This is a genomic window from Clostridium yunnanense, from assembly GCF_016595795.1.
GTDB classification, from domain to species: domain Bacteria; phylum Bacillota; class Clostridia; order Clostridiales; family Clostridiaceae; genus Clostridium_AR; species Clostridium_AR yunnanense.
Genome location: NZ_JAENHN010000062.1, coordinates 1 through 17,844, shown reverse-complemented (window position 1 = coordinate 17,844; position 17,844 = coordinate 1). Strand labels below are relative to the sequence as shown.

13 protein-coding genes are annotated in these 17,844 nt (G+C 32.3%); 8 read left to right on the top strand and 5 right to left on the bottom strand.

Features of this window, described 5'->3' with window-relative positions:
- Window positions 1–3: 3 nt before the first annotated feature.
- The 5 genes from JHL18_RS22490 to JHL18_RS22470 all read right to left on the bottom strand — a co-directional run bounded on the left by JHL18_RS22490 (window position 4) and on the right by JHL18_RS22470 (window position 6,643).
- Window positions 4–450 carry a 4Fe-4S dicluster domain-containing protein gene (locus JHL18_RS22490; protein ID WP_200273465.1) on the bottom strand — a complete coding sequence of 149 codons (447 nt, stop codon included), beginning with the start codon at window positions 448–450 and terminating at the stop codon, window positions 4–6.
- A gap of 23 nt (window positions 451–473) precedes the next feature.
- Entirely contained in the window at window positions 474–2,360 is a 1,887-nt protein-coding gene (cooS, locus tag JHL18_RS22485) for an anaerobic carbon-monoxide dehydrogenase catalytic subunit (RefSeq protein ID WP_200273463.1), read from the bottom strand.
- A 236-nt stretch (window positions 2,361–2,596) separates the two neighbouring features.
- Window positions 2,597–3,022, bottom strand: a complete 426-nt coding sequence (locus JHL18_RS22480) for an RrF2 family transcriptional regulator (RefSeq protein ID WP_200273461.1) — start codon at window positions 3,020–3,022, stop codon at window positions 2,597–2,599.
- 410 nt (window positions 3,023–3,432) lie between these two features.
- Window positions 3,433–4,638 carry an AGE family epimerase/isomerase gene (locus JHL18_RS22475; protein WP_200273459.1) on the bottom strand — a complete coding sequence of 402 codons (1,206 nt, stop codon included), beginning with the start codon at window positions 4,636–4,638 and terminating at the stop codon, window positions 3,433–3,435.
- A gap of 286 nt (window positions 4,639–4,924) precedes the next feature.
- A complete protein-coding gene (locus tag JHL18_RS22470) occupies window positions 4,925–6,643 on the bottom strand; it encodes a methyl-accepting chemotaxis protein (RefSeq protein ID WP_200273457.1) in 1,719 nt (572 codons plus the stop codon).
- Between the two features lie 349 nt (window positions 6,644–6,992).
- On the opposite strand from JHL18_RS22470, the gene JHL18_RS22465 reads away from it, so the two are divergent.
- The 8 genes from JHL18_RS22465 (at window position 6,993) to JHL18_RS22435 (ending at window position 17,545) form a co-directional block, all read left to right on the top strand.
- The gene (locus tag JHL18_RS22465; RefSeq protein ID WP_200273455.1) at window positions 6,993–7,286 is read left to right on the top strand and encodes a hypothetical protein; all 294 of its coding nucleotides are present in this window, start codon (window positions 6,993–6,995) and stop codon (window positions 7,284–7,286) included.
- 164 nt (window positions 7,287–7,450) lie between these two features.
- A complete protein-coding gene (locus JHL18_RS22460) occupies window positions 7,451–8,182 on the top strand; it encodes a phosphatase (protein WP_200273453.1) in 732 nt (243 codons plus the stop codon).
- A 108-nt stretch (window positions 8,183–8,290) separates the two neighbouring features.
- Entirely contained in the window at window positions 8,291–9,457 is a 1,167-nt protein-coding gene (locus tag JHL18_RS22455; RefSeq protein WP_200273451.1) for an AI-2E family transporter, read from the top strand.
- Window positions 9,458–9,737: 280 nt separating this feature from the next.
- A complete protein-coding gene (locus tag JHL18_RS26400; RefSeq protein WP_274600993.1) occupies window positions 9,738–9,863 on the top strand; it encodes a hypothetical protein in 126 nt (41 codons plus the stop codon).
- 47 nt (window positions 9,864–9,910) lie between these two features.
- On the top strand, window positions 9,911–11,896 hold the full coding sequence (locus tag JHL18_RS22450; RefSeq protein WP_200273449.1) for a methyl-accepting chemotaxis protein: 1,986 nt from the start codon (window positions 9,911–9,913) through the stop codon (window positions 11,894–11,896).
- Window positions 11,897–12,421: 525 nt separating this feature from the next.
- Window positions 12,422–14,590 carry an alpha-amylase family glycosyl hydrolase gene (locus tag JHL18_RS22445; RefSeq protein ID WP_200273447.1) on the top strand — a complete coding sequence of 723 codons (2,169 nt, stop codon included), beginning with the start codon at window positions 12,422–12,424 and terminating at the stop codon, window positions 14,588–14,590.
- A gap of 700 nt (window positions 14,591–15,290) precedes the next feature.
- Window positions 15,291–15,428 (top strand): hypothetical protein, encoded by a 138-nt coding sequence (locus JHL18_RS22440; RefSeq protein ID WP_200273445.1) that lies wholly within the window; start codon window positions 15,291–15,293, stop codon window positions 15,426–15,428.
- A 23-nt stretch (window positions 15,429–15,451) separates the two neighbouring features.
- On the top strand, window positions 15,452–17,545 hold the full coding sequence (locus JHL18_RS22435; protein WP_200273443.1) for a sensor histidine kinase: 2,094 nt from the start codon (window positions 15,452–15,454) through the stop codon (window positions 17,543–17,545).
- Window positions 17,546–17,844 lie beyond the last annotated feature (299 nt).

Here is a 17,844-nt window from a genome sequence, read left to right as displayed (position 1 = left end):
ATTCTACACCTCCTCATATAGGTGAATAGCTCCAGTTGGGCAGTTCTCAACACATCTTGGAACTTCTCTTCCGTTGCATAAATCACATTTTAATATAACTTTCTTACTAGCGTCATCTGATTTTAAAACCCCGTAAGGGCAGGAGATTACGCACATATAACAAGAAGCACATTTCTTTTCGTTATAAGATACTATTCCAGTTATTGAATCCTTGGTCATGGCTCCGCTCATGCAGGCATTAGCACACTCAGGAACATCGCAGTGTCTACAGAATATTGGAGTAGGTTTTCCTTCAGCATCAAGAGCTATATAGCTTCTGCTTTCATTCTTTATGTCATGAAGATTTACATCAAAGATTGAAGTGGCACTTTCACTGTGTTCAGCCATACATGCTAGGGTGCAGTTCATGCACCCTTCACATAAGGCTTTATCTATGATTATTCTATTCATAGCATCGTCCTCCTACAATTTGATTAGGCTAAGCCTAGACCAGATCTTCTATTTAGAATTATTGCTTCAAGACGGTCAGCAGCTTTAACCACGTCATCTTCAAGGATTAGTTGACCACCTGTGATATCTTTAAGATCTTCAGTTAATAGCTTAGTAACAGTTTCGCTTCCAGTGATGAATGGTGGAATTGCAAGGTGTAATGGAAGACCTAAAGCAAGTCCAAAGGCACCATCAGCAAGAGCTTGCTCTTCAAGCCACTGTGGAGCAGAAAGCACTAATGGCAATTGTGGTATATCTACATTTAAGAAGGCTGCAAGTTCTGATGCAACTATCTCAAGTCTACCTATAGCTAGGCATGGTCCAAAGTTTAGTACTGGAGGAATTCCAAGAGCTTCACATACTTCTTTAAGGTTGTCTCCTGCAAGGCTAGCAGCTGAAGGTGACATTAAACCTACGTTTTCTAGTCCTCCACTTGAACATCCTGCAGATAGAACTATGATATCTCTCTTTATAAGTTCCTTTGTAAGCTCTACTGTGAATACATCATGTCCCATAGCTGTAAGGTTAGAGCAGCCTACAACTCCAGCAACCCCTTTAATCTTACCGCTGGCAATTAAGTTAACTAGTGGTTCCCAAGTTCCGCCTAAGAATTCTCTTAAAGAGTTTTCACTTACACCAGTTATAACATCATCATGACCGTGATCTGTAGGTATATTTATACCAACATTCTTTCTTCTGCTTGAGTAGCTCTTTAAGGCTTCATCAATTATAGTGTCAGTTATTTTTGCTCTATCTTCATAAGTGTAATTTATATAATCAGCGTTAGCTTTTTTAGCAACATCATCTAAGCATATCATCTTAACTTCAAACTCCTCTGCGATTGGTTCGATACCTGGTAGAGTACAGTTGAATTCTGAAAGAATTATATCTATACCTCCAGTAGTGATAAGTGATTCGCTTGTAAAGTTGTTTCCAGCATGCCCTGAGAATACTTCTTTATAGTGTTCACCTCTAAGCTGTAGATCCTGACCAACACAAGTACATCCAACAAGCTTGAAGCCCTTAGCACCAACAGCCTTTGCTTTTACAGTTATATCTTCATCTAAAAGTCTATCTTGAAGATGAGAGATAACTGAGTGTTGGTGACCTGTAACCATGATGTTTATATAGTCTGTATCTACTACTTTGAAACCAACCTTTGCTTGTCTTATAACTGGTTCTCCAAGTATTACGTCATTTAAAAGGTTAGTTAGAGTAAGTCCGTATAGACCAGTGGAAATGCCAAGGTTCAGACTGTGAAGCATCATATCTACAGGATCACTGCTAAGGTTAGTTGAAGATTTAACAACAGCATCAAAAACTTCTGATTTAGCTCCGCCAGGTAGAATATTAAGCTCTTGCCACTTCTTAAATCTAGGGCCATAAGCCATTTTTTCAGTTAAAGCCATCTTTTCATATCTTGGCTTGTATAAATCCTTAAGGACAGCATCAGCTATAAGAATAGCCTTCTTATGCATGTCTTCTTCATGTATATCGAAAAGTTCACCAAGGTGGTTTAGGGCATTTACACCTTTGATTTTATCTTTGTTCTCACCAGTTTTCTTTAGGTTTAAAGCAGTAGTTTCAACCACATGCAAATAACAGCCAGCACCAGCAGCAACTGTTCTCAAAAAGTTACGAGCAACGATTGTGTCAGCATTTGCACCACATACTCCACGCGGAGCCTTTGGTGTGATACGGCATGGGCCATTTGCACATAGACGGCAGCAAACACCTTGTTTACCAAAGCCGCATTTTATGCTTTGATCCTTAACTCTGTGATGAGAGGTTTCCACCTCAGTATTTGCTATAAAGTTTTCTAAAACCTTATCGGCACTACTACAAATTGTACAACTTCCACAACTAGACATTAAAAATACCTCCTCAATGTTAACTAAAATGGTATACTTTAAAATAAAAATATATAGATGAAACACTTCTTCACGAAATTTATATTTTTAATACATTTAAATATTACAATAGTATTGAAAATACTTTTAGAAGTGAAATAGGTTGTCTTTAGACAGCTGCTTCACATTTAACTTTAAATTTTAGTATCCCCTTAAAAAATAAGTTAAAGATCTTCTGTTTGTGAAGTGTTACATCGTTAAGGGAGAGATGGATAGTTTCCCTCCTTTAAAGCTTTGAAATTGATCTTTGATAACTGCATGATAAGACTTGTCTGTATTCCGCCAAGAGCTTTGTGAATCTCACATCTATTGCCTTTCTGGGCATTGCAATAGGTTGGATCAATAAGACAGCGGTTAACATAAATTGGTCCATCAATAGCTTCTATGACATCCTTAAGAGTTATTTCTTCAGGCAGCTTGTTAAGTGAATAGCCACCATTAGTACCTCTATAAGATTTTATTATTCCACTACCAATTAGCTTCCCTAGAAGTTTTAGGAGAAATCTTAAAGGTAATCCTTCATGCTCGGCAATTACAGAAGCCTTTACTTTTGCATCTTCACCGAGCTTAGACAAATATAAAACGACCCGCAATCCATAATCTGCTTCTTGAGTAATTTTCATTTTCTATCTCCTAATGTTCACTAACTTGGTATAGTATCAATATAATGCTGTTGGGTTATTTTGTCAAGGATATATTGGTAAAAATTTTACTGTTTGATAGTGAAGTTTGAGGTTTCTAAACTAGCATAACATAGATGTTTTATTGCTTTGTTAGCTTTTTATGTGAGATTTATAAAAACTTAAATTTGAATCATAAATTTTAAAATCTAGATTTTATTGCAAAGGGTACATCCATATATAGGGTTATTAACTAAAATATTAAGTTATACGTGCACGAAAATCCACAGCAACCGCGTTCTTCGAACAAGTATAACTTAAGTTTTTGTAATGGAAACATTTAATCTTAAACTACTTCGCATTGAAATCTATCCAATATATAGATTCGTAGAACTACTAAAATCTTTATTTGCTCAATAATCCATTAGAGCTTTAATAACTTCATAACAGTTTGAAACAGGATGGTAGTTTACTTTAGGAATAAGAGCTTTTAAATCGTTATACTTTTCATTTGTTCTATTCAATTTTTCGTACCATCCACCGTGTTCTTTGTCTATAAAAAAGGTCTCACAATAGGTAGATATATAAGTATAAACATTCCAGTAATAAGCTTCTTTACTGTCAGAGGCTAGAAGAGCAGAGGCACCTAAAGTTTCCGCTACCACCCAAAAATACTTGTCTGTATCAATAGGCAAGCCTTTTTTGGATATAGAGTAGAAAATGCCTCCATATTCGTTGTCTACAGCTTTTGACATTGTAGTATTATAAAGGTATTCGGCTTTTTGTGACATCCACTCTTGGGGGAAATTCCTCTTAAGCATTAAGAGTAATCTGCTCCATTGAATAGAATAGCCGGGGATGAAAGCTTCGGTTCTTATATCATCTGTTGATTCCTTACCGTAGTCCCAATCAACTTGCCAGTTTTCATCATAATGATCCCAAATCATACCGCCAGATTTTGAAGCTAGTTTTACTGTAACTGATTTACTTAATTCGTAACATTTTTTAAGAAATTTCTTATCTGAAGTTGCTTCGTAAGCAGCTATCATAGCTTCGCACATATGCATATTCGCTTTTTGACTGCGATAAGGGGATATTATACTAAAGTCACTATTTGTATCACTTACATATAGTTCATGCTGAGGTTCCCAAAAATATTTTTCTAGTAGTTCGTATACATATTCAATTATATCTTTTGCGTAGTTTACTCCAGCTTCGTATGCTTTGGAGGCTGCAAGCAAAACTAAAGCATGACCAGTAGTAGATTTTGTAGAATCTAGAACCTGTTGCCCTTTTAGAGTCCAGTAATAACCACCGTTCTTCTTATCGAGATGAAATTCCTGCAAGAATTTTAATCCATGTTCTACTGCTTCGATACACCATGAAGCATCGTTATCCAATAAAGCACCAATGCTAAAGATATAGATAAATTTTGCTGTACCTAAAAGATGTTTTATTTCTAGGTCACCTATAGTTCCGTCTTCAAGAAAGCAACTAAAATAACCTCCATTTTCATAATCCATACACTTCGGATAGTAAAAATCAAGGATTTGAAAGATATGTTTTTTCAGCCACTCAGGGTTTTCAAAATCTGAGCTGCATGCAGAATTATTGACCATTTTTTCACCACCTTAACATTAAAATATATTCTGATTAAAATCCATATATTCGTTAAGTTACAGTGATTAAAGGTGAAAACTAAAACTTAAGGTAATCGAAGATTTATGGATTATTTACAATTTATTTAATGAGAAAATATATTTAGTCAAATGAAGGTTTGAAAAATAAAATATTTCAATATATTAAAGAATAGTAAGCTTGAAGGAAATGTAATAGGGATATTTAAAAACAATTAAAGAAGGTCCAGTATGAGATTACTGAACCTTCACAAGTAAGCTAATATGATTATTTTAGTGTGAATTGTTGTATAAGCTTTCCTAGTTTCAATGCACTATCAGAATTACTATCTGAAGAAGCTAAGATTGAATCGTTTTTACCACTAACTTCTACTATACTTGAAGCTATATTAGTTGATGACTTTGCTACTTCAGTTACAGATATTGCAACATCATCCATGCTCTTTGTGATTTGGTCTACTGTGTTTGAGATATTTTTTGAAACTTCCGCAAAGTTTCCAATTAACTCCTTAAAGGTATCTCCATCTTTTTTATATTCATCACTGATTTGGATTAGCTTTTGATAGTCTTTTAAAACATCTTTTTCTATAAACATTAATACGTCTTGTGATGAGCCTGAAAGCTTACTAACAGATTGAAGTACTGCACTAATCTTTGTTTGTATTTCAGAAACTGCAAGAGAAGATTGTTCTGCAAGTCTTCTTACTTCATCTGCAACTACTGCAAAGCCTTTACCAGCCTCACCAGCCCTTGCAGATTCTATTGCTGCATTTAAAGCAAGTAGGTTAGTTTGACTAGCTATAGCATCAATACTGTTTGCTACTTCTGATATTTCGTTTACAACAGCTACTCCAGCAAGTGCTTTTTCAAGATTAACCTTTGTTTCATTGTATACTTTTTCAGCATTTTTTCTAGAGCTAACAGATTCCTCATTTATAGCAGTAGCCTTTTGCTGAATATTTAATGCTATATCTAAGCCTTGTTGTGCTTTTTCAGCAGTAATATTTATTTCATCTCTTACATTTGAAGTCATTGAAGATACTTCTTGAACTGCTGCAGAGGATTCTTCCATACCAGCTGAAATCTCTTCTGTAGCAGCTGATATTTGTTCTATTTGTGAACTTACTTCTGTAAATAGAGTATTTGTTATCTCACTGCTTTGAAGAATATTTTCACTTTCATCTTTTATAGAAAGCATACTTATATTTAATTTATCCACGGCTTCATTTAAAGCGGTTACTGTATTTCCGATCTCGTCTTTAGCAGCAGCTTCCATATGAAGATTAAAATTTCCTTCTGCTAGTTTTGTTGATCCATCCATAACTTGTTTAACTTGGTTTACAACACTTCTTCTAATAACATAGGTTAAAAGTATACCTAGTACTATACTTAGAGCAAGTATTATAATCATCTGTGTAGTGGCTGCTGCTGTTGTAGATCTGCCTTTTTCAGCTTCAATCTGCATTGATTGATTTTGCATAGTAAGAATATCGTCTATGCTTTTAAACAAAGCAGCTTGTGGTGTATCGATTTCATTAATTATTGATTCTAGTTGCGCAGTATTAAGAGCCGTTTGTGAGCCTATAGCTATGGCTTTATCGAAAGCAGAAAATGCTGCGGTAGCATTTTTTTGAAGTGCTTGATACACTTCCTTGCTTTCGTTTGTAGTAATAAGTGAACCTAACTCATTATTACTAGACTCAAATATCTTTTTATTATCAGTAATAATTTTTTGCTGCTCAGAGATGTAGTTAGAATTACCACTTATTGATAAATTTCTCACACTTATTGCAATCTTGTTAATACTACCTCTCAGTTGATATGCTAGACTCATCTTTTTGTTTTCAACGTTTACAAGTCTAGTAACACTTTGGTTTATAGCATTCAATCTAAATATAGCTAGTCCGCTCGAAAGCATCACTAGTAATATCATTAAAGAAAAACCAATTATTAGTTTGTTTGAAAGCTTAATCTTATTGAATCTCATAACAACACCCCTTAAGTTTTTTTCGTTAATTCATATTAGTTCTTTCGACAAAATTTGCGCTAAACTTTAATGGGATTTAGAGGTGATTTTAGTTTAACTGAGTATACTTTACAAAGTGTAAAAAATTAAGATATTTATTATTGAACAGTAGGATTTTTAATAATTATATATTTGTAAAAATGATATATTAAAAAAATGTTGTTGAAATTAAGTGGTTGTACAGCATTCAACAGTACCTCTTTCTAAATATTTAAATAAGCGTTATATCCAGCATACAAAGAGCCCTAGGAACATATTAATTACAGAATTAATCACTGAAGCTTATTTTGAAGAAGGGAGTAAAATTTGTATGAAAAAGAAATTAATAATCATTATTATACTTATTAGCACTGCTGCCTTACTAGTAAGTTGTATCCCAGGGGATGGGACTAATTCACCATCAAACCAGGCAGGACTTTTTTCTGGAATTTGGCATGGATGGATTGCACCGATTTCACTTATAGGCGAATTTTTTAATAATAAGCTCAAGGTATATGAAGTTAACAATACGGGGTTTTGGTATGATCTGGGCTTTTATGCAGCAATAATAAGTGGTTTTGGAGGTTTATCTTTATTTAGGAAAAAAGATTGCGACAAAAAGTAGATTTGGACAAATTAAGACATAATTAATATATTAATTGAAATATGAAATAAAACTGGTTTAAGGCAAATCATGTGTATATTACTGACTCTGTAAATAATCTAAATATTAAAACAACAGTAAAATGTGTTATAATTATTTTAAGATTACGGACAAGGGGTTTTCATATGAATATAGAGTTAGATGTACACACTCATACAATTGCTAGTGGTCATGCTTATAGTACTTTAAGAGAGATGGCTAAGTCAGCTTCGGAAAAGGGACTAAAGCTACTAGGGATTACAGAACACGCGCCTGGAATACCAGGAACCTGTGAGCAAATATATTTTGGCAATCTTAGTGTTGTACCTAGAGAAATGTATGGGATAGAGCTTATGCTTGGCTCTGAGATAAATATTCTGGACTATAATGGAGCTTTAAGCTTAGAGGAAAGATATATTGATAAACTAGATGTAAGAATTGCAGGAATCCATAGACATTGCTATGAGCATGGAACTATAGATCAAAATACTAGCGCTATACTTGGAGCGATTAAACATCCTAAAATAGATATTATAAGTCATCCTGATGATGGTGAATGTCCTCTAAATTACGAGGTTATTGTAAGAATGGCAAAAGAGTACAATACTTTATTAGAGCTAAATAACAATTCTATTAATCCTAGGAATCAAAGAAAGAACGCTAGAGAAAATAGTATATATATGCTTAATTTGTGCAAAAAGTATGAGGTGCCTATTATAGTGTCAAGTGACGCGCATTTTGATGAACATGTTGGAAAAGTAGATTTAGCATTTGAAGTGCTTAAGGAGATTAACTTCCCTAAAGAACTTGTTATAAACAGCTCAGTTGAAGAGTTTAAGAAGCTCATTGGTAAAAATAGACCTTTACCAACACTTTGACATTTAATATAATGTATAGTAATTAACACAAGGCCAATTCTATAAGAAGTGTGTTTTTTCGAGAATAATAGAATTTAAAATAATATCAGATTGAAAGGTAAGGTGCCAATGAAATTAGATAAAAAGCTGCTTCAGTATTGCTTATATGCTATAGGAACTGTGATGATAGTATATATTGGAATATCAATTCTCAATAATATAGGGAACATCTTTAATCTAGCATCAAGTATGTTAAAAACAGCTTATGTGCTGGTAAAACCTCTGCTTATTGCTTTAGTGATTGCTTACTTATTAAAGCCAGGGGTTAATGCTATAGAGATACTTTTAGAAAAAAGAAATGTTGTAAAAAATTCATCAGTAAGAAGAACATTAGGAATAGTTATAGTTTATGCGCTTATGATTAGTTTGTTTTTATCCATTATTATAGGAATATATATAATGGTCGGAGGGAAACTTTCAAACAATACAACTATTGCTAATATGACTGCATATTTCACAGAGTATTTAAATAACACAAAGTTGTCGGTAAATTACATCAGTGAAAAATTGCAAAGCTTGAATATATCCATCCCTACTGACTTAAATGAGAAGATTGCGCAAGGAGTGAGTTATATACAAGCCTATGTTACTGCCAGCATAGGTGGTTTAGCAAATGTTATTGTATCTGCAGGAGGGAATATAGCAACCTTCTTTATTGCATTGATTCTAAGTATTTACTTGGTTAAAGATTCTGAGTATTTTATTGATATATGGAACAAGATATTTAACCTTATATTTGGGAAAAGTAAAACAGGACATAATTTAAGAGAGATATTTGCTATTTTAAATAGCACTTTTAATAACTATATAAGAGGACAGCTTTTAGAAGCTTCTATGGTAGGTGTTTTATCTGCAATAGTACTTTACTTTATAGGTATAGATTATGCCTTTGTTATCGGTATAATAGCTGGTATCTGCAATATGATTCCTTATGTAGGACCTTTAGTTGGTACGGTACTAGCAGTTATAATGGCATTACTAAGTGGGCAGCCTATTACAGCGTTATGGGCTATAGTAGGAATGCTTGGAGTTCAGCAAGTTGATAACAATTTCCTTGCTCCTAAAATTGTAGGAGATAGTGTAGGGTTACATCCGGTATTTACTATGCTTGCTATCTTAATAGGTGGAAATGTTGGGGGGCTTATAGGTATGCTTATAGCAGTCCCAGTAGCGGCATCATTAAAAATACTATTTGGAAAATGGTACAATGATCATATGGAGAAGTCAAAAGTTTAATAAATAGTTTAAATGAGTATAAAAGCATGTATTGGACACCTATACAAAATATTTTAATTACAATTTTATAACATATTTAAAAGCCTCTGCTGGAGAAATCTAGCAGAGGCTTTTAAATTGACATGATATATAAATATATTTATGTACATCTTTAGTTTATTTCTGAAGGTACGAAAAATAGATTAAATGCGTCAAAAAAATACAGCATTATTTAAATTTAGACAAAACAACAAAATAAATCGACAAAATTATAGGAGGTAGTTATAATTAGGTTAAACTTATGATTGAAGCGATAAAGGTGAAGTTTAAGTTCTTTGATAATAGTTCATCTGAAAAAGTGATAAATTATCATAAAGCTTTAAGACTATTAAGGGTGACAAAAATTAGTAGTCAGTTAAGTGGCTAGTGCATGTTGTAGAAAAAATATAAATTTAATTATTAAGGAGGCTTTAAATGAGATTTACTAAATCACTTAGATTTAAACTTGCAATAACTCTTGTTTGTGTATCGCTAATACCTCTTCTTACATTGTCTGTGTTTCAATTAACCCAATTTAACTCAGTAACATCGGATGATATTAAAGAAAAAGAAATGGGGATATCTAGCTCTATGGTAGATACAATGAATGGATGGCTTGATGGAAAAGTAGCACAACTTACAGAAGTGTACAAAGCTCATCCAGAGTTTAAGAATCCAAATGCTGCTGAAATATCAGCGGTTTTTAAAAGTGTTAACGAAGGTGATCCAGAGGTAGAATCATTAAATTTTGTTAATAAAGATGGTAAAGCTGGTACCATTGATCTTAAAGATAGAGAATATTTTATCAAGGCTAGGGATACTAAAGAAATAGCTTTTACAGATCTAGTTGTAAATAGAAGTACTAAAAACACGAACATACCTATAGCAATGCCTATTATAGATGATAGTAAAAACTTTCAAGGTATAATTGTTAATTTAGTTAGTGTAGAAGTAATGAAAAATTATGTTGGTAAAATAAAGGTTGGAAACTCGGGATTTGGCTTCATGTTATCTGGAAAAGGGACTTTTATATATCATCCAAATCAAGAGTATGTTGGTAAAGATTATAGTGAAGTTTTAAAAAGTACATCTACCAAAGATGCAATTAAAAATGAAATATTATCTAAAAAAAATGGTTATATTGAATATGTAGATGATAAGGGAATAAAAAAAATAGCATCTTTTTCCACTGTAGATAGAACTGGATGGAAAATAGTTGTGACTATTCCTAAAGCAGAAGCATACAGCGAAGTAAATAAGTCTATTTTAATTTCTGAAATCTTTATAGCAATTTCAGTAGTTCTAATACTTATTATGTCATTCACCATGGCAACTATTACTGCAAAACCGATAAAGTTAGCTGCTGAGTATTTAAATCATTTAGCAAATGCAGACTTTACGAAGGAAGTACCAAAAAAATACAAAAAGCGTAATGATGAAATTGGAGTACTTATAAGTTCAATGGATGTAATGGTTAGCTCTATAAAATCTCTTGTTTCTGGTATTATAGGTGAAGCAAATAGTGTTAAAGGTAATATCAATACTTCAGCAGAAAATATGATGGAATTATCAAATAAAATGGAGACTGTATCTTCAACTACAAGTGAAATATCTGCTGGAATTGAAGAAACCTCAGCTGCTACAAAGATTATGAATGATTCTTCAATAAATATAGAAAATTCTATTGAAGCTATAGCAAGTAAGGCTCAAAATGGTACTCATATAGCTGAAGAAATCAGTGAACGTGCTCAAAGCTTAAAAGAAAATGCCATAATATCACAAAGAGCTGCGCAAGATATACGTAATACTATTGACTCAGATACAAGAGAGGCAATAGAAAAGTCAAATGCTGTTGAAAAAATCAATGTACTTTCAGAATCAATTCTACAAATTACCTCTCAGACAAATCTTCTTGCTTTAAATGCTGCTATTGAAGCTGCAAGAGCAGGAGAAGCTGGTAAAGGGTTTGCAGTTGTAGCTGATGAAATACGTAAACTAGCTGAGATATCAAAAAATACAGTAAATGAAATTCAAGATATAACAAAGCTTGTTACTGAATCAGTTATAAATCTTAAGACAAGCTCAGAAAAGGCATTGAATTTCATAGATACAGCTGTTATAAAAGACTATAAATCAATGGTAGATACAGGAGAGCAATACTTTAAAGATTCAGAGGCTGTTCAACATCTGGTTACTGATTTTAGTGAAACTGCAAAAGAACTATTAAATTCTATACACGAAATGATAAATGCTATTAATGATGTTGCAACATCAAATGAAGAAAATGCAGAAGGTGCACAGGGAATATCTGAAAAAACCTTTACCGTTATGCAAAATGCAAATGAAGTTACTAATTTGATGAAAACAACAGAAAAGAGCGCAGAAAAACTTATGGAAATTGTGGACAAGTTTAAAATTTAAATAAGAATTAGAGTTAAAAACACTTCGTATTTTTAGTAATACGAAGTGTTTTTTTCACTAGATAGGGATCTAATAGGAAGATAGTGTGTCTTCAAAGGATAATGAAAAAGTAGGTGGCTTCATCTGTAAGTTTCCTAAATGTATATTCAGAAAGATAGGATGCATAGAAAGTTCTTGATAAAACACAAAAACAACATATTTAAAAGTGATATTATAAATAGTGATTTTAAGAAATTTATAGTGGATAAATATGTAATTTGCAAATTGTAAGTGATTATTGGGGTAATTGTGATTATTTGTTAAGTAAGTTGGTCCTAATTAACGAATAATATATAAAAAATATTTTGGTAACACTTGACAGTAACTAAATTGATTGTGTATAGTAAATTACATAAGATATATCTTTATTATTTAACCAATTAAGTGAAAAATAAAGTTTGAAAGGAGGGAGAAAGAAAGTAGAAAAATTTTTTTCTTTACTGTGAAAACGGTTGCGCAGATAAATTATATTTTTGGAGGGGAAAAATGAGAAAAGCTACAAGATTATTAAGAAACAAGTTTATACCTTTCTTACTTTCATTAGCATTAATATTACCTATTTATGTTACTCAAAATACTAATCCATTAATAGTTAAAGCAGCAAGTGCATACACAGGAGATGCAGCTGTATCAAATAAGGTTGACTTTTCAACAGATGTTATATATCAGATTGTTACTGACCGTTTCTCTGATGGTAATACTGCAAACAATCCTACAGGAGCTCTATACGATTCAACAAAAACTCAGCTAAAAAAATACTTTGGTGGTGACTGGCAAGGTGTTATCAACAAGATAAACGATGGATATCTATCAAATATGGGTATCACAGCTATTTGGGTATCACAACCAGTTGAAAATATATATTCAGTATTCACTGATGGAAGCACTGCTTACCATGGATACTGGGCAAGAGATTTCAAAAAGACTAACCCTTACTTTGGAAACTTTACAGATTTTCAAAATATGGTAAATGCAGCACATGCAAAGAATATAAAAGTTATAATAGACTTTGCACCAAATCATACTTCTCCAGCAGATCAAACAAATACAAGCTATGCTGAAAATGGAAAGTTATATGATAATGGCGCATTAATTGGTTCATATTCAAATGACCCAACTGGAATGTTTCATCATAATGGAGGAACTGATTTTTCAAGCTTAGAAGATGGTATTTACAAGAATTTATATGACTTAGCAGACTTAGAGCACCAAAACAATACTGTAGATTCTTATATGAAATCAGCTATAAAGAAATGGCTTGATTATGGCATAGATGGTATCAGAATGGATGCTGTAAAGCATATGCCTATGGGATGGCAAAAGAATTTCATGGACACTGTTTATGGATACAAGCCTGTATTTACCTTTGGTGAATGGTTCTTAGGAACTAACGAAGTTGATCCAAACAACCATTCTTTTGCAAATAATAGTGGTATGAGTTTATTAGATTTCAGATTTTCACAGAAGGTAAGACAAGTATTTAGAGATGGTACTGACACTATGTATGGATTGGATTCAATGGTATCAGGTACTCAAACAGCATATGAAGATGTAAACGATCAAGTTACCTTTATAGACAATCATGATATGGATAGATTTACTAAAGCTGGTGCAAGCACTAAAACAACAGATTTAGCTCTTGTTTATACATTAACTTCAAGAGGAGTTCCTGCTATATACTATGGAACTGAACAGTACATGACAGGTAATGGCGACCCTAACAACAGAGCTATGATGACTGGTTTTAGCAATACAACTAATGCATATCAAATTGTGCAGAAGTTAGCGCCATTAAGAAAGACAAATCCAGCAGTAGCTTATGGAAATACAACACAAAAATGGATCAATAACGATGTATATGTATATGAAAGAAAGTTCGGCAATAGTGTTGCAGTGATAGCTGTTAATAAGAACTTAACTACAAGTGCAAATATAAGTGGACTTATAACATCGCTTCCAGCTGGAACTTACAGTGATGTACTTGGAGGCTTAACTTCAGGTAATGGTATAACAGTAGGAACTGGTGGGGCAGTAAATACATTCACTTTAGCTGCTGGAGGAGCTGCTGTATGGCAGTATACTGCAACATCTAATGCACCTACTATAGGTCATGTTGGTCAGCCAATGGCAAGACCAGGTGAAACTGTAGTAATTGATGGTAGAGGCTTTGGCTCAGCTACAGGAACTGTAACTTTTGGAACAACAGCTGCAACAGTAGTATCATGGAGCGACAGCCAAGTTAAAGCTGTAGTACCAAATGTAGCAGCTGGTAAAGTAAATGTTTCATTAAAGACCTCTGGTGGAACTGCAAGTAATACCTATGCAAACTACGATATTCTTACAGGAGCTCAAGTTTTAGTAAGATTTGTTGTAAACAATGCAAGTACAGCACTGGGAGAAAATGTTTATCTAGCTGGTAGTGTAGCAGAGCTAGGTAACTGGGATGCAAATAAAGCAATAGGTGCAATGTTTAATCAAGTAGTGTACAAATATCCTTCTTGGTACTATGATGTAAGTGTTCCAGCAGGAACTACTATACAGTTCAAGTATTTAAAGAAAAATGGTTCAACTGTAACTTGGGAAGGCGGATCAAACCATACTTACACTGTTCCTTCTAATGCTACAGGAACAGTAACAGTTAACTGGCAGCCATAGATTTGATATTTTAGGGGGCTAATACAAAGGGCATTTGTCTTTTGTTATTAGCTCCTTTTTGTTATCACAATTTTATTAATAGATTCTATAACCTAAGTAAAGTACCATTAATAGTTAACGGAAGTATCACTTAGTTTTATGTAGGTAGAACAAGATTATTTATATAGATTTACCACACAAAGAATTTATGCTACTAGCAAGGGGGCTAGTAGCATAAAGGAAGAGTAGCGCGTAATTTAAGCAATTGATATGTATTTACAGGGGAAAATGTGTGTTGAATAAATGAAATAGGGTGTATTAATGTTAATATTTGTATTTATGTATTTATTATATTAATTTATGTACAATCTATCTAGGGTGATTTTTTTAGATTAAGGGGTAAAATTTTGGATTGTATATAAAGATGTATCTGAAAGATTTTATAAAGTTACACAATGTTTTTATGAAACACATATTGCCTTTTCTCTATCTAGGGAGCATTAGGATTTTATCTCCAAATTTCTAACTTTAAAAGCATAGAAATTTAAAAAATGCCTTTAAAGTAAGCTTTTGCTTATAAATTTTAAAAAAAATATATAAAAAATGAAAGCTTTACATAGAAAATGTTGCTATAATATGATTAATTGGGTAATTATTAGTCTAATTGGCTGAGGGAAAAGTATCTTTCATGAAATTAGATATACTTAAACTTTAAAATTCTTTGAAATACCATGTTTTAATCGATGTGCAGCTTATAATATTTAGAGTAGATAGCTCCATAGGAAAAAGTACAAGTAAATATGATAAGTATGTAGTGATTATAGAAGTTGGTTTAAACGGAATGGGATTATTGGAATAAAATATATGAGTGTAGGTGATAGAATGATTAAGACAGCGAAAGATTTTGGTAACAATACCACAGATTTTAGTATTAAAAATGAGGTAACAAAGAGTTTACTATTAATAATATTAGGTATTTTCATTTCACAAAGACTCATAGAAGCGGACTACATGTTTTATCACAGCATAATTATGTTTATAGGAATAATAATATGTTTTGCCATCTATTTTTTTGCTAGTAATACGTATAAGTTAAGTAATAATAATTTTTTTATGCTACTAGGTATGGGATTTTTAACAGTTGGTACTATAGATGTGCTTCATACGGTGTCTTATTTTAATGTAGGAATATTTGGACTGAATTCAGCTAATTTATCTTCTTCCCTTTGGATTTCCGCTAGGTATATTAGTGGTATAACTATTTTGACTACCAGTATATTTCTATATAAAGGCATTAACAAAATCAATATCAATATATTCAGATGCATATACATAATTGCTTTTGCAACGATCATATTAAGTATATATGTTTTAAAAGTTTTTCCAGAGAGTTATATAGAAGGCTATGGAAATACATTATTCAATCAAGTTAGCAGAATAACAATAATTATAGTTCTTTTTATCAGCGGAATAATATTATATAAAGTGCCTAATAAAAAAAACAGAGAGCTTGTTTTTTTTATGGAATTATCTATAATTTTTAGAATAATAAATGAAATACTTTTTCTCTTCTTTGATTACACTTTATGTATTGAAAATACCAGTGCTTATATTTTTAGAGTAATCTCTTTTTATATGTTATATAAAGGGGTGGTACAGTGCGGGCTTAAACAACCTTTTAATAAAGTCACTGGAGCATTAATAGAGACAAAGGATAGGCTTTTGCAAGAAAGTGATCTCAGAATCATGTTTGAAGAAGCTATGGTAAATAATGATGAATGTTACAGGATATTAATTGAAAATTCTAGCGATGCCATAATAATTCATACAGATAGCAATCATGTATTTGCTAATGAAACTGCGGCAAAAATTCTTGGCTTTTCTAAAGCAAAGGACTTATTGAAAGCTGATTTCTCCATGTTTTTTGAAGAAGAAAATTTAAAAGCTACTATGGCTATACATGATGAAATAATAGAAAAGAAAAAAAATTGGGAAGCTTACGATACCAATCTGGTTACCATCGATGGAAGAAAGGTTTCTGTTAGAATGCAAAGATCATATATTATATATCAAGGTAAGCCCTCAATTCTTGTAGTTTTTAATGACTTAAGTGCTCAAAAAAAAGTAGAGAAATTATCAGCTGATATTGAAGAGAAAGGCAAAATGCTTGAAGATACAATATATCTTAATAAACGCATAACAGAACACTTTGCAAATGTTTCTCATGAGCTTAGAACTCCATTAAATGTAATACTTGGAGCAATACAAATATTGGGATTATATGGTTCTCAAGATTCGATGATAAACTCCATAGATAAAATGCAGACATATTACAAAACCATAAAGCAGAACTGCTATAGACTTCTGAGACTGGTCAATAATCTAATTGATTTATCCAAGATCGATTCAGGTTTTTTTGAACTTAAAAGAAGAAATGGAAATATAGTAGATGTTGTAGAAGGCATCACTATGTCGGTAGTAAGTTACTGTGAAACTAAAAATATAACTCTTATTTTTGATACTGAAGTAGAAGAAAAGTATATGGCCTTTGACCATGATAAAATAGAAAGAATTATGCTTAACTTGCTTTCAAATGCTATTAAGTTCACAAATGAAGGCGGTACAATATTTGTATACATTGAAGATGTAGGAAAAGAGATAAGTATAATTGTTAAAGACAGTGGAGTTGGTATAGATGATCAGCAGCAGGAGCTTATATTTGAAAGATATAGACAAGCTGACAATAATCTTTTAAATACTGTTCAAGGCACTGGAATAGGTTTGTCTTTAGTGAAAGCACTAGTTGAACTTCATAAAGGACTAATACATGTGAAAAGTAAGATAGGGGAAGGAACTGAGTTTTATATTACTTTGCCTGTTGAAATACTAGACACTGCTGAGAAAGAAAATAAAGAAACGGAAGTTAGGTCCAATGTGGAAAGAATAAGTATCGAGTTCTCTGATATATATTCTTAACTGCTAAGTAAAAAAAGTATAATTTATAGCTGAAAACTACAACAGATAACTAAGGTGGCGAGTATATAACTTGCCATCTTTTTTAATATATAGGAATCAGTGATGAAAGTAAAATCTATATAATATTCATTAGAAAGATGCTCAAAAAAAGTCGCTCTTTCATAACAGAACCATGTCCTTAAGTTATAAAAAAGCATCATTTTACAATCAAGAGTATAAATCATGATTTTATAAAATTAATTTTAAGTTCTGTATTATCTCCGTCCCAAGATATACTGTCAATTATAGTAGTTAGTAAA

Excerpts from the sequence above, each read along its gene's own strand:
- JHL18_RS22475 (WP_200273459.1), bottom strand. The coding sequence starts at position 4,638 with ATGGTCAATAATTCTGCATGCAGCTCAGATTTTGAAAACCCTGAGTGG.
- JHL18_RS26400 (WP_274600993.1), top strand. The coding sequence starts at position 9,738 with ATGATTGAAGCGATAAAGGTGAAGTTTAAGTTCTTTGATAATAGTTCA.
- JHL18_RS22480 (WP_200273461.1), bottom strand. The coding sequence starts at position 3,022 with ATGAAAATTACTCAAGAAGCAGATTATGGATTGCGGGTCGTTTTATAT.
- JHL18_RS22450 (WP_200273449.1), top strand. The coding sequence starts at position 9,911 with ATGAGATTTACTAAATCACTTAGATTTAAACTTGCAATAACTCTTGTT.
- JHL18_RS22465 (WP_200273455.1), top strand. The coding sequence starts at position 6,993 with ATGAAAAAGAAATTAATAATCATTATTATACTTATTAGCACTGCTGCC.
- JHL18_RS22490 (WP_200273465.1), bottom strand. The coding sequence starts at position 450 with ATGAATAGAATAATCATAGATAAAGCCTTATGTGAAGGGTGCATGAAC.
- JHL18_RS22435 (WP_200273443.1), top strand. The coding sequence starts at position 15,452 with ATGATTAAGACAGCGAAAGATTTTGGTAACAATACCACAGATTTTAGT.
- JHL18_RS22445 (WP_200273447.1), top strand. The coding sequence starts at position 12,422 with ATGAGAAAAGCTACAAGATTATTAAGAAACAAGTTTATACCTTTCTTA.
- JHL18_RS22460 (WP_200273453.1), top strand. The coding sequence starts at position 7,451 with ATGAATATAGAGTTAGATGTACACACTCATACAATTGCTAGTGGTCAT.
- JHL18_RS22470 (WP_200273457.1), bottom strand. The coding sequence starts at position 6,643 with ATGAGATTCAATAAGATTAAGCTTTCAAACAAACTAATAATTGGTTTT.
- cooS (WP_200273463.1), bottom strand. The coding sequence starts at position 2,360 with ATGTCTAGTTGTGGAAGTTGTACAATTTGTAGTAGTGCCGATAAGGTT.
- JHL18_RS22455 (WP_200273451.1), top strand. The coding sequence starts at position 8,291 with ATGAAATTAGATAAAAAGCTGCTTCAGTATTGCTTATATGCTATAGGA.